The 21775-nt window shown below is 69.3% G+C and carries 20 protein-coding genes; 19 read left to right on the forward strand and 1 reads right to left on the reverse strand.

Annotated elements, in window-relative coordinates:
• Window positions 1-2: 2 nt before the first annotated feature.
• The 16 genes from ftsW to AB6V29_RS14765 all read left to right on the forward strand — a co-directional run bounded on the left by ftsW (window position 3) and on the right by AB6V29_RS14765 (window position 18076).
• Window positions 3-1256: a putative lipid II flippase FtsW gene (ftsW, locus tag AB6V29_RS14690; RefSeq protein ID WP_210076334.1), complete on the forward strand. Its 1254-nt coding sequence runs from the start codon at window positions 3-5 to the stop codon at window positions 1254-1256.
• Between the two features lie 47 nt (window positions 1257-1303).
• Window positions 1304-2377, forward strand: a complete 1074-nt coding sequence (locus tag AB6V29_RS14695; RefSeq protein ID WP_369359536.1) for a glycosyltransferase — start codon at window positions 1304-1306, stop codon at window positions 2375-2377.
• 247 nt (window positions 2378-2624) lie between these two features.
• Complete coding sequence (gene murC, locus AB6V29_RS14700; protein WP_267786737.1) at window positions 2625-4031, forward strand: UDP-N-acetylmuramate--L-alanine ligase; 1407 nt, start codon at window positions 2625-2627, stop codon at window positions 4029-4031.
• A 2-nt stretch (window positions 4032-4033) separates the two neighbouring features.
• Window positions 4034-4966, forward strand: coding sequence for an FtsQ-type POTRA domain-containing protein (locus tag AB6V29_RS14705; RefSeq protein ID WP_369359538.1), 933 nt, complete (start codon window positions 4034-4036; stop codon window positions 4964-4966).
• A 151-nt stretch (window positions 4967-5117) separates the two neighbouring features.
• On the forward strand, window positions 5118-6305 hold the full coding sequence (gene ftsZ / locus AB6V29_RS14710; protein ID WP_074694330.1) for a cell division protein FtsZ: 1188 nt from the start codon (window positions 5118-5120) through the stop codon (window positions 6303-6305).
• Between the two features lie 65 nt (window positions 6306-6370).
• Window positions 6371-7057: a YggS family pyridoxal phosphate-dependent enzyme gene (locus AB6V29_RS14715; RefSeq protein ID WP_369359541.1), complete on the forward strand. Its 687-nt coding sequence runs from the start codon at window positions 6371-6373 to the stop codon at window positions 7055-7057.
• A gap of 31 nt (window positions 7058-7088) precedes the next feature.
• Window positions 7089-7559 (forward strand): cell division protein SepF, encoded by a 471-nt coding sequence (locus tag AB6V29_RS14720; protein ID WP_103210686.1) that lies wholly within the window; start codon window positions 7089-7091, stop codon window positions 7557-7559.
• 2 nt (window positions 7560-7561) lie between these two features.
• Complete coding sequence (locus AB6V29_RS14725; protein WP_094733641.1) at window positions 7562-7864, forward strand: YggT family protein; 303 nt, start codon at window positions 7562-7564, stop codon at window positions 7862-7864.
• A 133-nt stretch (window positions 7865-7997) separates the two neighbouring features.
• Window positions 7998-8618: a DivIVA domain-containing protein gene (locus AB6V29_RS14730; protein WP_210076322.1), complete on the forward strand. Its 621-nt coding sequence runs from the start codon at window positions 7998-8000 to the stop codon at window positions 8616-8618.
• 9 nt (window positions 8619-8627) lie between these two features.
• Window positions 8628-9212 (forward strand): signal peptidase II, encoded by a 585-nt coding sequence (gene lspA / locus AB6V29_RS14735; RefSeq protein WP_307316278.1) that lies wholly within the window; start codon window positions 8628-8630, stop codon window positions 9210-9212.
• A 1-nt stretch (window position 9213) separates the two neighbouring features.
• The gene (locus AB6V29_RS14740; protein WP_307316280.1) at window positions 9214-10137 is read left to right on the forward strand and encodes an RluA family pseudouridine synthase; all 924 of its coding nucleotides are present in this window, start codon (window positions 9214-9216) and stop codon (window positions 10135-10137) included.
• Window positions 10138-10279: 142 nt separating this feature from the next.
• Window positions 10280-13792: a DNA polymerase III subunit alpha gene (gene dnaE, locus AB6V29_RS14745; protein WP_210076316.1), complete on the forward strand. Its 3513-nt coding sequence runs from the start codon at window positions 10280-10282 to the stop codon at window positions 13790-13792.
• Between the two features lie 95 nt (window positions 13793-13887).
• Window positions 13888-15171, forward strand: a complete 1284-nt coding sequence (locus AB6V29_RS14750; RefSeq protein ID WP_369359545.1) for a hypothetical protein — start codon at window positions 13888-13890, stop codon at window positions 15169-15171.
• Window positions 15172-15234: 63 nt separating this feature from the next.
• The gene (gene hisD, locus AB6V29_RS14755; RefSeq protein ID WP_369359547.1) at window positions 15235-16536 is read left to right on the forward strand and encodes a histidinol dehydrogenase; all 1302 of its coding nucleotides are present in this window, start codon (window positions 15235-15237) and stop codon (window positions 16534-16536) included.
• 12 nt (window positions 16537-16548) lie between these two features.
• Window positions 16549-17040 carry a transcriptional regulator NrdR gene (gene nrdR / locus AB6V29_RS14760; protein ID WP_369359549.1) on the forward strand — a complete coding sequence of 164 codons (492 nt, stop codon included), beginning with the start codon at window positions 16549-16551 and terminating at the stop codon, window positions 17038-17040.
• A gap of 10 nt (window positions 17041-17050) precedes the next feature.
• Window positions 17051-18076, forward strand: a complete 1026-nt coding sequence (locus tag AB6V29_RS14765) for a quinone-dependent dihydroorotate dehydrogenase (RefSeq protein WP_267786746.1) — start codon at window positions 17051-17053, stop codon at window positions 18074-18076.
• A 200-nt stretch (window positions 18077-18276) separates the two neighbouring features.
• On the opposite strand, the gene AB6V29_RS14770 is transcribed toward AB6V29_RS14765, so the two are convergent.
• A complete protein-coding gene (locus tag AB6V29_RS14770; RefSeq protein WP_210076309.1) occupies window positions 18277-18849 on the reverse strand; it encodes a DUF3043 domain-containing protein in 573 nt (190 codons plus the stop codon).
• Window positions 18850-18895: 46 nt separating this feature from the next.
• Between AB6V29_RS14770 and AB6V29_RS14775 the strand changes: the two genes are divergently transcribed.
• From AB6V29_RS14775 to coxB, 3 genes are all read left to right on the forward strand, one after another.
• Window positions 18896-20290 carry a dipeptidase gene (locus AB6V29_RS14775; RefSeq protein ID WP_369359552.1) on the forward strand — a complete coding sequence of 465 codons (1395 nt, stop codon included), beginning with the start codon at window positions 18896-18898 and terminating at the stop codon, window positions 20288-20290.
• A 71-nt stretch (window positions 20291-20361) separates the two neighbouring features.
• Complete coding sequence (gene erpA, locus AB6V29_RS14780; protein ID WP_210076305.1) at window positions 20362-20727, forward strand: iron-sulfur cluster insertion protein ErpA; 366 nt, start codon at window positions 20362-20364, stop codon at window positions 20725-20727.
• Between the two features lie 164 nt (window positions 20728-20891).
• Window positions 20892-21773, forward strand: coding sequence for a cytochrome c oxidase subunit II (gene coxB, locus AB6V29_RS14785; protein WP_210076303.1), 882 nt, complete (start codon window positions 20892-20894; stop codon window positions 21771-21773).
• Window positions 21774-21775: the final 2 nt, after the last annotated feature.

Raw genomic sequence — 21775 nt, forward strand, 5'->3', positions numbered from 1 at the left:
GCGTGACCACGACGGCACCTCCTCCGCGGCGCACACCCGACGAACCCGAACGCACCGGGCTCGCCGCCCGTGTCTCCCTGGGCCGGGCGTTCCGGCCCGTGCCGAGCGAGTTCCTGCTCATCACCTCCGCCGCGCTCCTGCTGACCGGTTTCGGTCTCGTGATGGTGCTGTCGGCGACTTCCGCTCTCGACGGCGCGCAGAACCCCTTCGAGCACGTGATCAAGCAGGGCGTCTTCGCCGTCATCGGCGTCCCGCTGATGTTCGTCCTCAGCCGAGCGCCCCTGCGATTCTGGAAGCGCATGGCGTGGCCCGCGCTGATCCTCGCGACCCTGTTCCAGCTGCTCGTGTTCACCCCCCTGGGCATCTCGGCGAACGGTAACCGCAACTGGATCAATCTCGCGGGCATCCAGGCTCAGCCGGCGGAGTTCCTCAAGCTGGCTCTCGCGCTCTGGCTCGGTTACGTCCTGTACCGCAAGCAGACGCTGCTGGGGGACTGGCGGCACGTGTTCATCCCGATCGTTCCGGTCTTCGCTCTCGTCGTGGCCACCGTCATGGGCGGCAAGGACCTGGGGACGACGATGATCCTCGTGCTCGTCCTGCTGGGGGCTCTGTTCTTCTCGGGCGTGAAGCTGCGCATCTTCGTGCTGCCGGCCCTCGCGGCCGTCGGCGCCATCGCCCTGTTCGCCATCACGAGCGCCGACCGCATGCGCCGCATCATGAGCTTCCTCGATCAGGACTGCATCGCCAACTACCTCGGCGACTGCTATCAGCCGCTGCACGGGATCTGGGGTCTCGCCGCCGGCGGGATCTTCGGTGTCGGCCTCGGCAACTCCGCCGAGAAGTACGACTGGCTTCCGGCCGCGGCGAACGACTACATCTTCGCGATCGTGGGCGAGGAACTCGGACTCATCGGCTGCGTCGTGGTCCTCCTCCTCTTCGGCCTCTTCGCCGTCGGCGCTTTCCACATCATCCGCCGCACCGACGACCCCTTCGTGCGCATCGTCGCGGGCGGCATCACGATCTGGATCGTCGGCCAGGCCATGATCAACGTCGCGGTGGTGCTGCGCGTGTTCCCCGTGCTGGGTGTGCCGCTGCCGTTCATGTCCCAGGGGGGGACGTCGCTCCTCTCGGTGCTGATCGGGTGCGGCGTGTTGCTGTCCTGCGCACGGACCCTGCCGGATCGCCGCGCGGTGAGCGAGGCGCCCCCGCGCACGGCGCGCCGGGCCGCGGCATCCGCCCGCCGTCCGCGCGGCTGAGCGCGCGCTCGCCTCTCGGCCGCGCTCGACGTGGTTAGGGTCGAACAGTGACGACTTACCTCCTCGCCGGCGGCGGCACCGCCGGACACGTGAACCCCCTGCTCGCGGTCGCCGACGGCCTTCGTGCGCGCGACGGCGCCGCCGATGTCCTCGTCCTCGGTACGCGCGAAGGCCTCGAGTCCCGTCTGGTCCCGCTGCGCGGCTACGAGTTGCTCACCGTCGCCAAGGTCCCCTTCCCGCGCCGACCGAACGGGGCAGCCGCGGCGTTCCCCGTGCGGTTCCTGCGCGCGGTCGCCCACGTTCGCCGCCTCATCCGCTCGCGCGGAGTGGACGTCGTCGTCGGGTTCGGCGGGTACGCCGCTGCGCCTGCCTACGTGGCGGCTCGGCGCGAACGCGTGCCGTTCGTCGTGCACGAGGCCAACGCCCGGCCCGGCCTGGCCAACGTGCTGGGCGCCCGTGGCGCGGCGGGCGTCGGTGTGGCCTTCGAGGGCACGCCGCTACGCGGAGCGCGCGAGGTCGGGATGCCGTTGCGCCGAGAGATCGTCGAGCTCGACGCCCCATCACTCCGTGCCGAGGCGGCTGCGCATTTCGGGCTCGACGCCGCGCGCCCCACGCTCCTGGTCTTCGGCGGGTCGCTCGGCGCCCTGCGCCTGAACACCGCATTCGGCGGAGCGTGGCGCGACGTCCTCGACGCGGGCTGGCAGCTGCTGCACGTCACGGGGCAGAACTCCGATCTGCCCGACCCGGGTGTCGCCGGCTACGCCGTCGTCCGCTACGTCGACCGCATGGATCTCGCCTTCGCCCTCGCCGATCTCGTCGTCTCCCGTTCTGGCGCCGCAACGGTCAGCGAGATCAATGCCCTCGGCATCCCGGCGGTGTACGTGCCCTACGCGGTCGGCAACGGCGAGCAGAGCCTCAACGCCGGCGCCTCCGTCCGCGCGGGCGCCGCACTGCTCATCCCCGACGCCGACTTCTCGCCGGAGCGCGTGCGCGCCGACATCGTGCCGCTGCTGCGCGACGAGGATCGCCGCACCGCGATGCGCGACGCCGCCGCGCGCACCGGCATCCGCACGGGAACCGAGAACGTCATCGCCCTCATCGATGAGGCGCTCGGCGGCTGAACCCTCCGACCCGCCGCCGGCGTCACTCTCCGCCGGTGCCGTCGCGCGGAGTTCGTCGGCGACATGCCGGTTCGGGCTGTGTGCGGTCGGTGTGTCGTCCGAGAACTCCGCCTGACGGCCCGCCGCGGGCATCCGGCCCGCCCGGGTCTGTCCGACGGTCCGCCGCCGACGTCCGGCCTCGACCGCCCCGCCTCCCCAGCGCGCCGAGACCTTCGCTCAGGATCGGCGACGTAAACTCGCAAGCGCCATGATCAGACCCGACCTGAGCCTCCCCATCCCCGAGACGATCTCCTCTGCCCACTTCATCGGAGTGGGCGGTTCGGGCATGTCGGGACTCGCGCGCATGTTCCTCGACCGCGGGATCCGGGTCTCCGGCTCCGACCGCTCCGACAGTGCCGCTCTGCGGGATCTCGCCGCACGCGGTGCGGTCGTCCACGTCGGTCACGACGCCGCGCACCTGGGGGACGCCGACACGGTCGTGCACACCGGAGCGATCTGGCCCGAGAACCCCGAGTTCGTCACGGCCAAGGAACGCGGGCTGCACGTCATCCACCGCTCCCAGGCATTGCACTGGCTCATCGGCGGGCGCCGCCTGGTCTCGGTGGCCGGTGCTCACGGCAAGACCACCTCGACGGGCATGATCGTCACGGCCCTGCGCGCCCTCGACGTCGACCCCACGTTCGTCAACGGCGGCGTGATCGCCGACCTCGGAGCCTCGAGCGGCACGGGGAGCGACGACCTCGTCGTCATCGAGGCCGACGAGTCCGACGGCACCTTCGAGCTGTACGACACCTCCGTCGCCCTCATCACCAACGTCGACCCTGACCACCTCGACCATTACGGCTCGCGCGACGCCTTCGACGCGGCCTTCGCCCGGTTCGCGGATGCCGCGCGTGAGGCCGTGGTGATCTCGTCCGACGACGCCGGCGCTCGGTCGGTGCGCGAGCGCATCACGCACGCGAATGTCGTGACCTTCGGCGAGGATGCGGCGGCCGACGTGCGTCTCAGCGGCATCCGGACCGACGGTCCCGTCGCTTTCACGCTCACCGCCGACGGCGAGAGCGTCGAGGTGCGCTTGCGCGTCCCCGGGGCCCACAACGCCGTCAACGCCGCCGGTGCGGTCGCCGTGCTCCGCGTGCTCGGCCACTCGCTCGTCGAGGCCGCGCGCGCCGTCGAGGGTTTCGGCGGCACGGTCCGCCGTTTCGAGCTGCACGGCGTGCAGCAGGGTGTCAGCGTCTACGACGACTACGCGCATCACCCCACCGAGGTCGCCGCCGCGCTCTCGGCCGCGCGCACGGTCGTCGGCGAGGGACGCATCATCGCGATCCAGCAGCCGCACACCTACTCGCGCACGCAGGAGATGTACCGCGAATTCGCCGAGGTGCTCGAGACCCACGCCGACCACACGGTCATGCTCGACGTCTACGGCGCGCGCGAAGACCCGGTGCCCGGCGTGACCGGCGAACTCGTCAGCGGCGCTTTCGCCGATCCGACCCACGTGCACTACGTGCCCGACTGGCAGGCGGCAGCCGACTACACGGCCGGGATCGCCCGCCCCGGCGACTACGTCATCACCCTGGGCTGCGGCAACGTGTACCAGATCATCCCGCAGGTGCTCGAGGCGCTGTCCCGCACCGAGGCCGCGGCGGTCTGAGCGTGAAGCGGCCCTCGCCCCTGCCGTCGACGCCGGAGTCCGCGCGCCGCCCCACGCCTCAGCGCTCCGCGGCGCCGCGGCGTCCGGCCTCGGTCGACGACACCACGGCCCTCACGCCTCTGGATCGGTCGCGCGATGCCGGCTCGGGTGCGGGGGAGTCGGATGCCCAGGGAGCGGGTCTGCGCGACGTGTGGCGCGCCTCCCGGGCCCGGCGCCGGGCGCTCTCGGCCGAGGTGCGCCGGTTCACCGTGCGCCAGCGGCGTCGGAGGCGCGTGTGGATCGGGGTGATCTCGGCGTTCCTCGTCATGGCGCTCGGCACGGCGGGTGTGGCGTACAGCCCTCTGTTCGCGGTCGAGAAGGTCGACGTGGTCGGAACCTCGCAGCTCGACCCGGCAGCCGTCTCCGCCGCCCTGGGCGATCAGCTGGGTGTTCCCCTGGCGATGGTCGACGACAGCGCCGTCAAGGCGGCGCTGGTGCGCTTCCCCCTCGTGGAGTCGTACACGCTCGAGGCGCGTCCGCCGCACGATCTCGTCGTGCGCATCGTGGAGCGCACCCCGATCGGCGCGATGCAGTCCGCGGCGGGTTTCACGGTGGTGGATGCCGCCGGCGTCGCGCTGTCGACCACCCCCGACGCGCCCGCCGGTCAGCCCGTGCTCGACATCACCGGTGGCACCGCCTCGGCCGCCTTCCGGGCCGCGGGACGCGTGGTGCGCTCCCTTCCGGATGCCGTGCGGTCGCAGGTCACCGCGGTGTCGGCCTCGACGCCCGACGACGTGACGCTGACGCTCGGGGCGTCGGGGTCGAAGGTCGTGTGGGGCAGCGCCGACCGCTCCGCCGAGAAGGCCGTCGTCCTCGACCGTCTCATGCAGAAGAGCCCTCCGGATCGGGCGAAGGAATACGACGTGACCTCGCCCGAGGCGGGCGTCGTCCGCTGATCTTCGAGGCGATAATCCGACACGCCGCGTGTCGGGCGGGTGGGGTCTCATCCGCCGCCTACGTTCGAGCTAAGGAATTGCATACCGGGCAATTCTTTAACCCTCAACATGAGGTTTAAAGTTTCGGGTTCGGGGACAAACGGAGGCCGGCATGAGCCACAACCAGAACTACCTCGCCGTGATCAAGGTCGTCGGTGTGGGCGGGGGCGGCGTCAACGCCGTCAACCGCATGATCGAGCTCGGCCTTCGTGGCGTGGAGTTCATCGCGATCAACACCGACGCCCAGGCGCTGCTGATGAGCGACGCCGACGTCAAGCTCGACGTCGGTCGTGAGCTGACGCGCGGCCTCGGTGCCGGCGCCGACCCCGAGGTGGGGCGACGCGCCGCCGAGGACCACGCCGAGGAGATCGAAGAGGCGCTGCGCGGCGCCGACATGGTGTTCGTCACCGCGGGCGAGGGCGGCGGCACGGGCACCGGTGGTGCTCCCGTGGTCGCGAAGATCGCGAAGTCGATCGGCGCACTGACCATCGGTGTCGTGACCAAGCCCTTCTCGTTCGAAGGCCGCCGCCGTCAGAGCCAGGCCGAGGGCGGTGTGCAGCGCCTGAAAGAAGAGGTCGACACCCTCATCGTCGTCCCCAACGATCGCCTGCTCGAGATCAGCGACCGCGGCATCTCGATGATCGAGGCGTTCGCGACCGCCGACCAGGTGCTGCTCGCCGGTGTGCAGGGCATCACCGACCTGATCACGACCCCGGGTCTCATCAACCTCGACTTCGCCGACGTGAAGTCGGTCATGCAGGGAGCCGGCTCCGCCCTCATGGGCATCGGCTCCTCCCGCGGCGCCGACCGCGCCATCAAGGCCGCGGAGCTCGCCGTCGAATCGCCCCTGCTCGAGGCCTCGATCGAGGGCGCTCACGGTGTGCTGCTGTCGATCCAGGGTGGTTCGAACCTCGGCATCTTCGAGATCAACGACGCCGCCCAGCTGGTGAAAGAGGCCGCGCACCCCGAGGCCAACATCATCTTCGGAACCGTCATCGACGACACGCTCGGCGACGAGGTGCGCGTCACCGTCATCGCTGCCGGCTTCGACGGCGGCGAGCCGTCGCTGCGCATCGACGCGGTCGGCGCCCAGCGTCCCGTCTCGGCGCCCGTCGTGCCCGTCATCCCGGCCGACGACGTCGCTCGCGACCTCGACGCGGCCGAAGAGCAGAAGGCGGCGACGGAGCGCGCTCCCGAGCGTCGCCCTGAGCCTGCGCCGGTGACCGCCCGCGTGCCCGAGACCTCGTACGACGGCGGCTACGCCGACGACGATCTCGACGTGCCCGACTTCCTGAAGTAAGAGCGAACGGTACGACGAGCGGGTCCGGTCTCCACCGGGCCCGCTCTCGTCGTCGAAGGAGCAGCATGGACACCGCCCTGGCCGACCGCCTCGCCGACGTCGACGCGCGCATCCGCGACGCCGCGCGTAGCGCGAACCGCGACCCCGGTGAGATCACCCGCATCGTCGTCACGAAGTTCCACCCGGCATCCCTCGTCGCCGATCTGCACGCCCTCGGCGTCCGGCACGTGGGCGAGAACCGCCAGCAGGAGCTCACCGCCAAGCGGGCCGAGCTCGAGGAGGTCCCCGACCTCGTCTGGCACTTCATCGGTCAGGCGCAGACGAACAAGGCCCGCGCGGTGCGGGCGGGGGCGGATGCCGTGCACTCGGTCGACCGATCGCGGATCGCCGACGCGCTGCACGCCGCCGGTGCCGCGGGTGAGCTCCTCGACGTCCTCGTGCAGGTCAACCTCACCGACGACCCGGGTCGCGGGGGAGTCGCTCCCGAGAGCGTGGAGGAACTCGCAGCGCACGTCGCGGGGCTGTCGACGCTGCGCCTTCGCGGTGTCATGGCCGTCGCCCCGCTCGACGAAGAACCCGCCCGTGCCTTCGAACGACTGCACCAGTGCGCCGGGACGGTGCGCTCCGTCGTCCCGGACGCGCGCTGGATCTCGGCCGGTATGACCGGAGACTTCGCCGAAGCCGTCGCAATGGGCGCGACACACCTGCGGATCGGCTCGGCAATCACGGGCCCGCGCCCCGTGCGCGACTAGCCTCAAATCAGACGAGCGAACGGAGGATGCGATGTCGAACCCCCTCAAGAAGACGATGGTGTACCTGGGCCTCGCCGACGAGGAAGAGACCTACGAGGAGACCGCGCCGCAGCCCATCGCGCGCAAGCAGCCCACCGCTGCCGCTCCCCTCGAGAAGGCCGCGCCGGTGACCCCCCTGCACCGTCCCGCCGTGGTGCGCCAGCCCGCGGCCGGACCCGTGAGCGAGATCCTCACGGTGCACCCCAAGCAGTACCGCGATGCGCAGACGATCGCCGAGAACTTCCGCGAGGGAATCCCGGTCATCATCAACCTGTCGCAGATGAGCGACGCCGACGCGCGCCGCCTGATCGACTTCGCGAGCGGTCTCTCGCTCGGGCTGTACGGTCGCATCGAGCGGGTCACGAGCAAGGTCTTCCTGCTCTCGCCCGAGAACATCGCCGTGTCTGGCGATGGTGCGATCGCGCAGGCCGACCCTGAAGCTGCGCCCTTCGCGTCCCAGTAACAGTGGCCGTTCTGAGCCTCGTCGGCTCCATCCTCAGCGCGATCCTGTTCATCTTCATCGTGCTCCTGCTCGCGCGCCTCGTGCTCGAGTACATCCCGATGTTTAACCGTGAGTGGCGTCCACGCGGCGTCACGCTGGTGTTGGCAGAGATCGTTTACACCGTGACGGACCCGCCCATCAAGCTGATCCGTCGCTTCATCCCACCCCTGCGCATCGGGGGGATCGCGATCGATTTCGGTTTCGCGATCGTGATGTTCGTCTGCTTCATGCTTCTGAGTGTGACGCGGTCCCTCGCGGCCGTGTGACTCTTCGCCGCCGCTTCTTCACCGGTGATCTTCGACACCGGTGGAGGGCGGCGGCTATGCTGTTCCGAAGCGGTACGCCCCGGTGCGACACCCCCACAGTTCCGACATCAGAGCTCTCGAAAGAGGAAACACCATGGCACTGACCCCCGATGACGTCGTCACCAAGCAGTTCCAGCACGTCCGCTTCAAGGAGGGCTTCGACCCCGATGAGGTCGACGACTTCCTCGACGAGATCGTCGTCGAGTGGCGCAAGACGATCGCCGAGAACGAAGAGCTGAAGACCAAGCTCGCGGCGTACGAGTCCGGCGAGGCCACCCCGGCCGCCGCCGAAGCCCCCGCCGAGGCCCCCAAGGTCGAAGAGCCGGTCGTCGCCGAGACGCCCGCTCCGGCCCCCGTCGCCTCCGCGCCGTCGAACGACGTCGAGCCCGCCGCCCAGAGCGCCGGCATCATCGAGCTGGCGCAGCGCCTGCACGACGAGCACGTCGCCGAGGGCAAGGCCCAGCGCGACCAGCTCATCGGTGAGGCGCAGGCTCAGGCGGCGTCCATCGTCGCCGAGGCCGAGCAGAAGGGCCGCGAAGAGCGCGCCCGTCTCGAGAAGGAGCGCACCACGCTCGAGGGTCGCATCACCGAGCTGCGCAACTTCGAGCGCGACTACCGCTCGCAGCTGCGCTCGTACATCGAGGGTCAGCTCCGTGACCTCGACACCACCGCGACGTCCTCGGGCTCGACGCCGGTGTCGGCGATCGGTCTGTAGGCCGACTCTTTGCGCAGTCGACCTCCTCTGCGTACGGCGGCGGCCGGCATCACCATCGCGATTCTCGCGGTGCTGGTGCTGGCCGCCGACCAGTTTGCGAAGAACGCCGCGATCGCCAGCCTCCCCTCGGAGCGCGTGGTCCCGATCATCGGTGACTTCCTGCAGTTCTATCTCGTCCGTAACCCCGGTGCGGCGTTCTCGCTCGGCGAAAGCGTCACATGGATCTTCACGATCGCTCTGGCGGTGGTCGCGTGCGTGATCGTCTATCTGGGCGTTCGTCGTGTCCGTTCCCGTCTCTGGGCCATCGTGCTGGGACTGCTTCTGGGCGGTGTGCTCGGTAACCTCACCGACCGCTTGGTGCGAGAGCCCGGGTTCCCCGTGGGTCACGTCGTCGACTTCATCTCGACGCCCTGGATGATGCCCGCGATCTACAACGTCGCCGACATGTTCATCGTCACCATGATGATCTCGGTGGCCGTCCTCGTGCTCTTCGGCCTCAAGCTCGACGGGACCCGCGAGACCAAGGCCTCGAGCACGGCGGCGGATGCCGCCGAGGGCGACGTCGAAGCCCCCGCCGATCCGGGCGCTCGCTGACATGGAGTCGCGGAGCCTGCCCGTCCCCGACGGGCTCGACGGGACGCGCATCGACCAGGGCCTGGCGAAGATGCTCGGCTTCTCGCGCACGTTCGCGGCCGAGGTGGCCGACGCCGGTGGCGTGAGCATCGACGGCCGGGTGGCCGGCCGTTCCGACCGCCTGCGCGCCGGCACCTGGCTGAGCGTCGAGTGGGAGCCCAGGCGAGAGCCCGAGATCGTGCCGGTCGAGGTCCCCGACCTCGGCATCGTGCATGACGACGACGACATCGTCGTGGTCGACAAGCCCGCCGGTGTCGCAGCCCACCCCTCCGTGGGGTGGGACGGACCAACCGTGCTCGGCGCCCTCGCCGCGGCGGGCTTCCGCATCGCCACGAGCGGACCGGCCGAGCGGCGCGGTGTCGTACACCGCCTCGACGCCGGAACGAGCGGACTCATGGTGGTCGCCAAGACCGAGCGTGCCTACACGCTGCTCAAGAGCGCTTTCAAGGAGCGCGAGGTCGACAAGATCTACCACGCGGTCGTGCAGGGCCACCCCGACCCGCTCTCCGGCACCATCGACGCGCCGATCGGCCGGCATCCGAATCATTCGTGGAAGTTCGCCGTGACGCCGGACGGCAAAGACTCCGTGACGCACTACGAGACGATCGAGGCGTTCCCGCGCGCTTCCCTCCTCGAGATCCATCTCGAGACCGGACGCACGCACCAGATCCGCGTCCACATGGCGGCCCACCGCCACCCTTGCGCCGGCGACCCCCTGTACGGCGCCGACCCCACGCTGTCGGCCCGCCTCGGTCTTACGCGCCAGTGGCTGCACGCGCATCGACTTGCCTTCACGCACCCCGGCTCGGGGGAGCGGGTGGAGTTCGAGTCCCCGTACCCCGCGGATCTCGCGCACGCCCTCGAGCTGCTCGGCGACGGGGCCTGACCGACGATCGGCACGCTCCCTGGGCGCAGACGGACGGACCGGATGCCGGGACCCCGGCGACGCGCCCGGGGGAGCGCGTCGAACTGAGCGCCGGCTGCGAACTTCCGTGATCGATGTCGGGGGCCGAACGTAGACTCGACCCGTGGCAGCAGACTCCTTCGTTCACCTTCACGTGCACAGCGAGTATTCGATGCTCGACGGTGCGGCCCGCATCGGCCCGATGGTCCAAGAGGCCGTCAAACAGGGCATGCCGGCCATCGCCGTCACCGACCACGGGAACACCTTCGCGGCCTTCGAGTTCTACAAGACCGCGAAAGACGCGGGCATCAAGCCGATCATCGGCATCGAGGCCTACGTCACCCCCGGCACTCACCGTTCCGACAAGACGCGCGTGCGCTGGGGCACGCCCGAACAGCAGAGCGACGACGTCTCGGGTTCGGGTGCCTACACGCACATGACACTGCTGTCGGAGACGACGCAGGGCATGCACAACCTCTTCCGGCTGTCGTCCAAGGCGAGCATGGAGGGCTACTACTTCAAGCCCCGCATGGACCGAGAGCTGCTGCAGACCTACAGCAAGGGCCTCATCGCCACCACCGGCTGCCCGTCCGGCGAGGTGCAGACGCGCCTGCGCCTCGGTCAGTACGAAGCCGCCCGGGCCGCGGCCGCCGAGTTCCAGGACATCTTCGGCAAAGAGAACTACTTCGCCGAGATCATGGACCACGGCCTCTCGATCGAGCGCCGCGTCATGGGCGACCTGCTGAAGCTGTCGAAAGATCTCGGCATCCCGCTCCTGGGAACCAACGACCTGCACTACACGCACCAGCACGACGCGACGAGCCACGCCGCGCTGCTCTGCGTGCAGTCGGGCTCGACGCTCGATGATCCGAAGCGCTTCAAGTTCGACGGTGACGGCTACTACGTCAAGTCGCCCGCCGAGATGCGTCAGGTGTTCCGCGATCACCCCGAGGCGTGCGACAACACGCTGCTCATCGCCGAGCGCTGCGACGTCGAGTTCGACACCTCGGCCAACTACATGCCGCGCTTCCCCGTGCCCGACGGCGAGACCGAGGGCAGCTGGATGATCAAAGAGGTCGAGAACGGGCTGCACGACCGATACCCCGGCGGCATCCCGGATGCCGTGCGCAAGCAGGCCGAGTACGAGACCGACGTCATCCTCCAGATGGGGTTCCCCGGATACTTCCTCGTCGTCGCCGACTTCATCAACTGGGCGAAGGACCACGGGATCCGCGTCGGTCCCGGCCGTGGTTCCGGTGCCGGCTCGATGGTCGCGTATGCGATGAAGATCACCGACCTCGATCCGCTGCAGCACGGCCTCATTTTCGAGCGCTTCCTCAACCCCGACCGCGTCTCGATGCCCGACTTCGACGTCGACTTCGACGACCGTCGCCGCGGCGAGGTCATCCAGTACGTCACCGAGAAGTACGGTGACGAGCGCGTCGCCCAGATCGTGACCTACGGCACGATCAAGGCCAAGCAGGCGCTGAAGGACGCCGGTCGCGTGCTCGGATTCCCCTTCAGCATGGGAGACCGCCTCACCAAGGCCATGCCCCCGGCCGTGATGGGCAAGGACATGCCGCTCGACGGCATGTTCAACCCCGAGCATCCCCGGTACAAAGAGGCGAGCGAGTTCCGCACCCTCATCGAGACCGATGCCGAGGCCAAGACGGTCTTCGACACCGCTCTGGGGCTCGAGAACCTGAAGCGCCAGTGGGGCGTGCACGCGGCCGGTGTCATCATGTCGAGCGAGCCGCTGATCGACATCATCCCGATCATGCGCCGCGAGCAGGACGGCCAGATCGTCACGCAGTTCGACTACCCGGCGTGCGAGTCGCTCGGCCTGATCAAGATGGACTTCCTGGGGCTTCGAAACCTCACGATCATCAACGACGCCCTCGACAACATCGAAGCCAACCGCGGTCACCCCCTCGTGCTCGAGGACCTCGAGCTCGACGACCCCGCCTCGTACGAGCTCCTCGCCCGCGGGGACACGCTCGGTGTGTTCCAGCTCGATGGCGGGCCGATGCGTTCGCTTCTGCGTCTCATGCGCCCCGACAACTTCGAGGACATCTCGGCGGTGCTCGCGCTGTACCGCCCGGGCCCCATGGGCGTGAACTCGCACATCAACTACGCGCTGCGCAAGAACAAGCAGCAAGAGATCGAGCCCATCCACCCCGAGCTCGAAGAACCGCTGGCGGACATCCTCGACACCACGTACGGCCTGATCGTCTACCAGGAGCAGGTGATGGCCGTCGCCCAGCGTGTCGCCGGCTACACCCTCGGCCAGGCCGACCTGCTGCGTCGCGCGATGGGCAAGAAGAAGAAGAGCGAGCTCGACAAGCAGAAAGAGACGTTCTTCGGCGGCATGACCGAGCGCGGTTTCGGCGAGGTCGCGCAGCAGACGCTGTGGAAGGTGCTCGAGTCGTTCGCGGACTACGCCTTCAACAAGGCGCACACCGCCGCCTACGGTCTCGTGTCGTACTGGACCGCCTACCTCAAGGCGCACTACCCCGCCGAGTACATGGCCGCTCTGCTCACGAGCGTCGGGGACTCGAAGGACAAGATGGCGGTCTACCTCAACGAGTGCCGTCGCATGGGGATCAAGGTGCTGCCGCCCGACGTCAACGAGTCGATCCGCTTCTTCGCGGCCGTCGGCGAGGACATCCGCTTCGGCCTCGGAGCTGTCCGCAACGTCGGAACGAACGTCGTCGACGGGATCGTCTCGGCCAGACAAGATGCCAAGTACACGTCGTTCCACGACTTCCTGTCGAAGGTCCCGTTGCACGTGGCGAACAAGCGCACGGTGGAATCGCTCATCAAGGCCGGCGCCTTCGACTCGCTCGGGTCGACCCGCCGCGCCCTCGTCGAGATCCACGAGGACGCGTGCGAGGGGGCCGTGCTCGACAAGCGTCGCGAGGCGAACGGCGAGGTGGGTTTCGACTTCGACTCTCTGTGGGACGAACCGCAGCAGGTCGAGAAGGTCCCCGAGCGTCCCGAGTGGACCAAGAAGGACAAACTCGCCTTCGAGCGCGAGATGCTCGGGCTCTACGTGTCCGACCACCCGTTGGCCGGTCTCGAGGTGCCCCTCGCCAAGCACGCCTCGACGTCGATCCACGATCTCCTCGCCTCCGAGGACGTCCAGGACGGCGATCAGGTCACCGTGGCGGGCCTGCTGACGAGTGTCCAGCACCGCGTCGCGAAGCAGAGCGGCAACCCTTACGGCATGGTCACCGTCGAGGACTTCAACGGCGAGGTGACCGTGATGTTCATGGGCAAGACCTACGCGGAGTTCGCGCCGATCCTGCAGGGAGACTCCATCCTCGTGGTGCGTGGTCGGGTCTCGCGCCGCGACGACGGGCTGAACCTGCACGCGCAGAGTGCCTTCGCTCCCGACCTCGAGGGTCTCGACGATGCGGGCGGGCTCACCCTCGTCGTTCCGGAGCAGCGCGCGAACGAGGCTCTCGTCGGCGAGCTCGCGCAGATGCTGCGCCGGCATTCCGGTTCGACCGAGGTCGTCCTCAAGCTGCACAAAGGCGGCACCGCCAAAGTGTTCGAGGTGCCGATGCCCGTCCGCGTGACCGCCGACCTGTTCGGCGAGCTCAAGGGCCTCCTCGGCCCGAACTGCCTCGGCTGATCGACGCACCTCCGTAAAGAGTTGCAACCCCAGCGGATGCTGGGGACCCCCTGGTTAGGATGACCGGGCGCTTGCCGCCCTCCGAAAGGACCACCGTGACCGATCCGACCCCCCACGACGGCTTCACGCCCACCGACCCCGACGCACTCGACCCATCCCGCACCGAGGATCGCGCGCCCTACCAGCCGACCGGCGCACGTCGACGGGGCTCCGATGGCGACGTCGCAGATCTGACCGACACGGGAGGCCACGACACCGGCGCTCTCGACGCCGGATCCCGCGGCGCGTCCGTACCCGCCGCGGCGCACGCGAACGCCCGCACCGGCACTCACTCGCAGGTCGACGGAGGTGCCGACCGCCCCAACTACGGCGTCGGTCCGTTCTCCGTTCGCGAGGTCGCGCTCCTCGGCATCTGGGTCGTGGCGTTCTTCGTCTCGTTCTTCCGCACCAACATCCTCGAATCGGGCTCCGGGGTCCTCGTCGGTGGTGCCAACGTCTGGCTCTCGGGTCTGTGGTGGATCCCGTCCATCGCCCTTCCCACCGTCGCGGTCGGCCTCATCGTGCTCCGGCGCCTGTCGCCCCAGGGCATCCGGCGCGTCGGCTCGCTCGGCATCGACCAGTTCGCCTCCGTCGCCTTCACCGTCTCGGCCCTGGTGTGGATCGCGTGGGTGTGGGACACGGTCGCGGTCTTCGGTTCGAATGAAGTCTGGACGCGCTCCTGGGTGATCTGGGTCGAGGCCGTCCTCCTGCTGGCGGGCGTCGTCCTCACCGTGTTCGCGCCGCTGATCCCGCCCTTCTCGGCCGATTTCCGTGGTCGAGAAGAGATCCCGGCTCACCGCAACGCGCGTCCGATCCGTCCGGTCGTGGCGCGCCCGCGTAACCCGCGTACCCCGAAAGCGGCGGAGCAGACGGCGACCCCCGTGCCGGCCGCCGACTCGGGCGCCGAGGCCGGGGCGGACGTCTCCGTCCCGGGCAGCTACACCGGCTCGACCGATCTCTCCCACGACCCGGCACCGGCGACCAGCGTGTTCCCCGCCCATGCCGACGCCAACGACACCGATGTGTTCGCTCCGTTGCGGGCCGACGACGACGATCGCGCGAACGATCGCGAGGATCACTCGCGCTGGGAGGCCCCCGCGGGCGACGAGCCCACCGCCCAGCAGCGCACCGCTCACGAAGACCACCCGCACGCGCAGGCGTTCTGGGCGCTTGCTCCCGAGCAGCGCGAGATCGTCGACGACTACGGCACACCGATCTTCCACATCGGTCCCATGGCGTGGGCGCTCGTGATCGAGGACCGCGGCGAGACCTTCGTCGTCCGCCACGACGACGGCCGCATCGGCTACCTGCACGACGTCTCCGGCGTCACCCGCGGCTGAACAGAGCCTGCGAGCCGCCCGCCCCGCGCGAGGCGGCTCGCAGGCGCCGGTAGCCTGGAACACATGCTTCGCACGATCGATCTCCGCGGCCGCGTGCTCTCGCCGGCCGAGCTTCTCGCCGTCGTCCCGCGAGCCGACGCCGCCCGCGACGAGGCCCTCGCTACCGCCGCCCGGCTGGTCGACGACGTCGCCCGGCGCGGCGAAGAAGCTCTTCGCGAGCAGGCCGCGCGTTTCGACCGGGTGAGCGATCACGCCCTGCGCGTGCCAGCCGACCACCTCGACGAAGCCCTGCGCGATCTGGATCCCGGCATCCGTGCCGCTCTCGACGAGGCCATCGCGCGCGTGCGCACCGCGTCCGCGGCCCAGGTGCCTGCCCCCGTCGTCACCGAGCTCGGCGAGGGTGCACGCGTGACCCAGCGGTGGCAGCCGGTGCGCCGCGTGGGTCTGTACGTCCCGGGTGGCAAGGCCGTCTATCCTTCGAGCGTCGTGATGAACGTCGTTCCCGCACAGGTGGCGGGAGTGCGCGAGGTGGCCCTTGCCTCTCCGCCGCAGGCCGCGTTCGGCGGACGCGTGCACCCGGTCATCCTCGCCGCCGCCAAGCTTCTAGGCGTCACCGAGGTCTACGCCATGGGCGGCGCGGGAGCGATCGGCGCCTTCGCCCACGGCGTCGGCGAGATCGGGCTCGACCCGGTCGATGTGGTGACCGGCCCCGGCAACAACTTCGTGGCGTCCGCCAAGCGCGCCGTCGCGGGTCGGGTCGGAACGGACTCCGAGGCCGGAGCGACCGAGATCCTCGTGGTCGCCGACGACAGCGCCGTCCCCTCCCTCGTCGCCGCCGACCTGGTCAGCCAGGCCGAGCACGACGAGCAGGCCTCCGCCGTGCTGGTCACCGCCTCCGCCTACCTGGCCGAGGCCGTGCTCGCGGCTCTGCCTGGCCGCGTCGCCGCCACCCGCCACAGCGAGCGCGTCACCGCGGCCTTTCACGGCCCGCAGTCGGCCGTGGTGCTGGTCGACGACCTCGCCCAGGCCACCGCGTTCAGCAATGCCTACGCGCCCGAGCATCTCGAGCTGCACCTCTCCGACCCGCGGCCCGAGGACTTCGTCAACGCGGGCGCCGTGTTCGTCGGCCCCTACACCCCGGTCAGCCTCGGCGACTATCTCGCGGGCAGTAACCACGTGCTGCCCACCGGGGGACAGGCACGCTACGGCGCCGGTCTGTCGGCGGCGACCTTCCTGCGGCCCCAGCAGGTCGTCGAGTACGACCGCGACGCCCTCGCGCGGGTGCGCGATGCCATCGTGACCCTCGCCGACGCCGAGGCGCTGCCCGCGCACGGCGAGGCCGTGACCGCGCGCTTCGACGCGTAGTCTGGCGGCGTCATGCACTGCCCCTTCTGCCGGAACCCGGACTCTCGCGTCATCGACTCGCGCACGAGCGACGATGGCCTCAGCATCCGTCGACGTCGCCAGTGTCCCAAGTGCGGCGGGCGTTTCTCGACGGTGGAAACCGCCAGCCTCAACGTCATCAAGCGCTCCGGTGTCGTGGAGCCCTTCAGCCGGGAGAAGGTCATGTCGGGCGTCCGCAAGGCGTGCCAGGGGCGGCCGGTGACCGATGCCGACCTGGCGGTGCTCGCCCAGCAGGTCGAAGAGAGCATCCGTCAGACCGGGTCGTCGCAGATCGAGGCGAACGAGATCGGTCTGTCGATCCTCGGTCCGCTGCGCGAGCTCGACGAGGTCGCCTACTTGCGCTTCGCGAGCGTCTATCAGGCGTTCGACTCGCTCGACGACTTCGACGTCGCGATCGCTCAGCTCCGGGCCGACCACGCCGAGCGCTCGACGGCACGGATCGGCGAGGACGACCCGGTCCAGTAACCTGGCGGGGATGTATCCCCTTCTCTTCCGTACGGTCCTCACCCGCCTCGACCCCGAGTTCGCTCACCATCTCGGCGCGGTCGTGATCCGTGCTGCGGGGGCGGGGCCGGTGGCATCCCTCGTCCGTCGCTTCACCGCGCCCGTGCCCGCACAGAAGGTCGAGGCGCTTGGCCTCGTATTCGACTCGCCTTTCGGTGTCGCCGCGGGCTTCGACAAGAACGTCACGATGGTCAGTGGCCTCGGAGCCCTCGGGTTCGGACACGTCGAGGTGGGGACCATCACCGCGCTCCCGCAGCCGGGCAACCCGAAACCCCGTCTGTTCCGCCTGGTCGCCGACCGCGCGGTCATCAACCGCATGGGGTTCAACAACGACGGTGCGGCCGCGGCCGCGGCGAAACTGCGCCGCGTGCGTCGTTCGCGTCGGCGCCCGATCATCGGCGTCAACATCGGCAAGAGCCGCGTGGTCGCCGTCGAGGACGCCACGACCGACTACGTCCGCAGCGCGCGACTGCTCGCCCCTCTCGCCGACTACCTCGTCGTCAACGTCTCCTCTCCCAACACTCCCGGTCTGCGGGGTCTGCAGGCCGTCGAGACACTGCGTCCGCTCCTGACCGAGGTGCGGGATGCCGCGGGCGATACGCCCCTGCTCGTGAAGATCGCCCCGGATCTCGACGACGCGGAGGTGCAGGACATCGCGCGCCTCGCCGTCGATTCGGGGCTCGCCGGCATCATCGCCACGAACACGACGATCGCGCGAACCGGTCTGAGCACGGATGCCGCGAGGGTGGAGGCGATGGGCGCCGGTGGGCTGTCGGGCGCGCCGTTGAAGAAGCGTGCCGTCGACGTGCTCCGGCTCGTCCGCGAGGTCGTCCCGGCGGAGTTCGTCGTGATCTCGGCCGGGGGAGTGGAGACCGCTGCCGACGTGCGCGAGCGCCTCGACGCCGGTGCGACCCTCGTGCAGGGGTACACCGGATTCCTCTATCGCGGCCCGCTGTGGGCCCGCCAGATCAACCGCGGTCTCGCCCGCACCCGCTGACCCGCGCACGCGTCTCCCACTCTCGCGCCCCGGCGCGGACCCCGCCCGCAGGCGCCGGCACGCGTGTCGAGTGTCCAGAACACGCCGTGCCCAGACGTTCTCGAGCGGCGTGTCTTGGACACTCAACGCCGAAACGGGGTGATGGGCCCGCAACGCAGAAACGGCGCGCCCGAAGGCGCGCCGTTTCGTGGAACCCGGGGTCAGACGGGGTACTGACCGCGCTTGACCTGCGCCTTGGGGAGGCGCATGAAGCGCATCTGGACGGTGCGCATAGCGGCGTACCAGCCGAGGCCCTTCTCGAGCCGGCTCTCGCCGAACTTCTCCTTGGCGGCCTTCTTGATGCGGATCGACGTGATGATCATGTCGCCGACGACGAAGAGGATGAAGATCCACAGCGCCACGAACGACCAGTACTGGAAGAACGAGACGGGGATCAGGGTCGCCACGATCACGAGGATCATGAAGGGCATGACGCCCTCACCGAGGTGCCACCCGGCGTCGACGAAATCGCGGGCGAAGCGACGCTGCGGACCGCGGTCGCGCACGGGGAGGTATTTCTCCTCACCGGCGGCCATTCCGATGCGCGCCTTCTCGCGCTGAGCGGCGAGCTCGGCGCGGGCGCGGGCCTTGGCCTCTTTGGTGTCGGGCACGAGCGGACGCTTGCGGGCGGCCTCCTGCTCGGCGCGCGACGGCGTCGCGCGGCCCTTGCCCGAACCGAGCTCCGTCGGCTCGACGGGAGTGTCGTTGGGGGCGGGTGCGGGGGACTTGGCCACGGGAAACCTCGGTGCTTCGCTGATCGGGAGATTTAAGATTACCCGCATGACCCTCGACCTGTCCCGGCAGGACGCTGTGCAAAAAGCAGCGGACGCCGGCATCCCCTCCGCCCTCGCCGATCTCGGCTCCCTCGTGCGCATCCCCTCGATCGCATGGCCGGCCTTCGACCAGTCCGCGCTCGTGGAGAGCGCAGACGCCGTGGCCGCCCTCCTCGAGGGCACCGGCGTCTTCGATTCCGTCGAGGTGAAGCGCGCCGCGATCCCCGGAACCGAGGAGTTCGGTCAGCCCGCCGTTCTCGCCACGCGCGCGGCCCGAAACGGTCGCCCCACGGTGCTGCTCTACGCCCACCACGACGTGCAGCCCCCCGGAGACGAGGCGCTCTGGGATTCGCCGCCGTTCGAGCCCACCGTCCGCGACGGGCGTCTCTACGGTCGCGGCGCAGCCGACGACAAGGCCGGCGTCATGGCGCACGTCGGCGCCATCCGTGCGGTCTCCGAGGTTCTCGGCGACGACCTCGACCTCGGCATCGCCGTCTTCATCGAGGGCGAGGAGGAGTACGGCTCGCGCTCCTTCGGGCAGTTCCTCGCCGACAACGCCGAGGTCCTCCGCTCCGACGTGATCGTCGTCGCCGACTCCGGCAACTGGGACGAGCGCACCCCCGGTCTGACCGTCTCCCTGCGCGGCAACGCCCGCTTCACCCTGACCGTGCGCACTCTCGAACACGCGTCGCACTCCGGGATGATGGGCGGGGCGGTTCCGGATGCCATGCTCGCCGCGGTCAAGCTGCTCGCGACCCTGTGGGACGACGACGGCGCCGTCGCGGTCGACGGCCTCGCCGTGCGCGACGCCGAGACGCCCGCCTACGACGAGTCCGCGCTCCGCGCCGAATCCGGCCTGCTCGAAGGGGTGAGCCCGATCGGACGCGATTCGATCCTCAGTCGCATCTGGAACAAGCCGTCGATCACGATCACCGGTTGGGATGCCACCCCGGTCGAGGCGGCATCCAACACCCTCTCTCCGCAGACGAGTGTGGTCATCAGCGCGCGCGTGGCCCCCGGGCAGGACGCCCGAGAGGCCTTCGCCGCGGTCGAGGCGCATCTGCGCGCCCACGCCCCGTTCGGAGCGCAGTTGGAATTCAGCGACGTCGACTGCGGTGACTCGTTCCTCGTCGACACGAGCGGGTGGGCCGTGGAAGAGGCGCGGGCGTCGTTCGCCGACGGATACGGGGTCGACTCCGTCGACGTCGGCATCGGCGGGTCGATCCCGTTCATCTCCGACCTCGTCCGCGAGTTCCCGGAGGCGCAGATCCTCGTGACGGGCGTGGAAGATCCCCACGCCCGGGCGCACAGTCCGAACGAGTCGCTGCACCTCGAGACCTTCCGCAACGCGTTGGTCTCCGAGGCGCTGTTGCTCGCGCGTCTAAACGCGCGCTCGCACTGATCGAGGCCGCGCGGGCGGGACGGGCGTAGACTCGTCCCGTCCCCGCGACCGAACAACCGAAGGGCATCGCCATGACCGACACCACACTGTCGTCCTCCGCCGACACCCGCGAGCACGGCGTCGGCCTGACCGCGGCCGCTTCCGACAAGGTGAAGAGCCTGCTCTCGCAGGAGGGCCGCGACGACCTGCGTCTGCGCGTCGCCGTCCAGCCCGGCGGCTGCTCCGGCCTCATATACCAGCTGTATTTCGACGAGCGTTACCTCGACGGAGACAAGGTCGTCGACTTCGACGGCGTCGAGGTCATCGTCGACGACATGAGCGTTCCGTACCTCGACGGCGCCAACATCGACTTCAAGGACACGATCTCGGAGCAGGGCTTCACGATCGACAACCCCAACGCGCAGGGTTCCTGCGCCTGTGGAGACAGTTTCCACTGACCCCGACGCCGGTCTCCGGCGCTGAATCGAGAGCCCCCGGAATCCCGGATCACACCGCGGAAACCGGGGGTTCTCGATGTCTCGGCACTGGACGAATGGCCTGAGAACGGTGAGAGGTTGCTCTAGACTGTCAGAGCAACATCCACGACCCGGAAAGGTGCATTGTGCCCTCCAAACGTCGCCTTCGCTGGGCAGCGCTTCCCCTCGGAATCGCATCCGTCGCGGCCCTCTCCGGCTGCACCACCACCCAGCTCCACGGCTTCCTGCCCGGCTTCGTCGATGACGGCCCGGCCGCCACGAACCACACCGACATGGTCGCAGGGCTCTGGGTCAACTCGTGGATCGTCCTTCTCGCCGTGGGTGTGATCACCTGGGGCCTCATGCTGTGGTCGGTCATCGCGTACCGCCGTCGCAAGGGTCAGTCCGGTCTGCCGGTGCAGCTGCGCTACAACATGCCGGTCGAGATCTTCTACACGGTCGTGCCGCTCATTCTGGTGGTGGGCTTCTTCGCCTTCACGGCGCGCGACCAGAACACGCTCGAGACGCAGTACGAGAACCCCGACGTCTCGATCACCGCCTACGGCAAGCAGTGGGCGTGGGACTTCCAGTACAACGGCACGAAGGAAGACAACTCCGACGCCGTGTACTCCATGGGCGTCCAGGCCAAGGCCACGTCCGACGGGTACGACCTCCAGGACGTCCCGACGCTGTACCTGCCGGTGAACAAGACCGTGAAGATCGACCTCCGCTCGCGCGACGTCATCCACTCGTTCTGGATCATCGACTTCCTCTACAAGAAAGACATGTACATCGGTCGCGACAACGAGTGGTCGTTCACGCCCACCCGTGAAGGCACGTACGAGGGCAAGTGCGCGGAGCTCTGCGGCGAGTACCACTCCGCCATGCTCTTCAACGTCAAGGTCGTCAGCGAAGACGAGTACAACACCTACCTCGACTCGCTGCGCCGTGCCGGCGACGTGGGCGACATCAGCGACCTGTCGCGTCTGCAGAACCTGACGACGGCCGGTACCGAAGGGAACGAGTGATC

Source organism: Microbacterium sp. 20-116 (assembly GCF_041079415.1).
Lineage (GTDB): Bacteria > Actinomycetota > Actinomycetes > Actinomycetales > Microbacteriaceae > Microbacterium.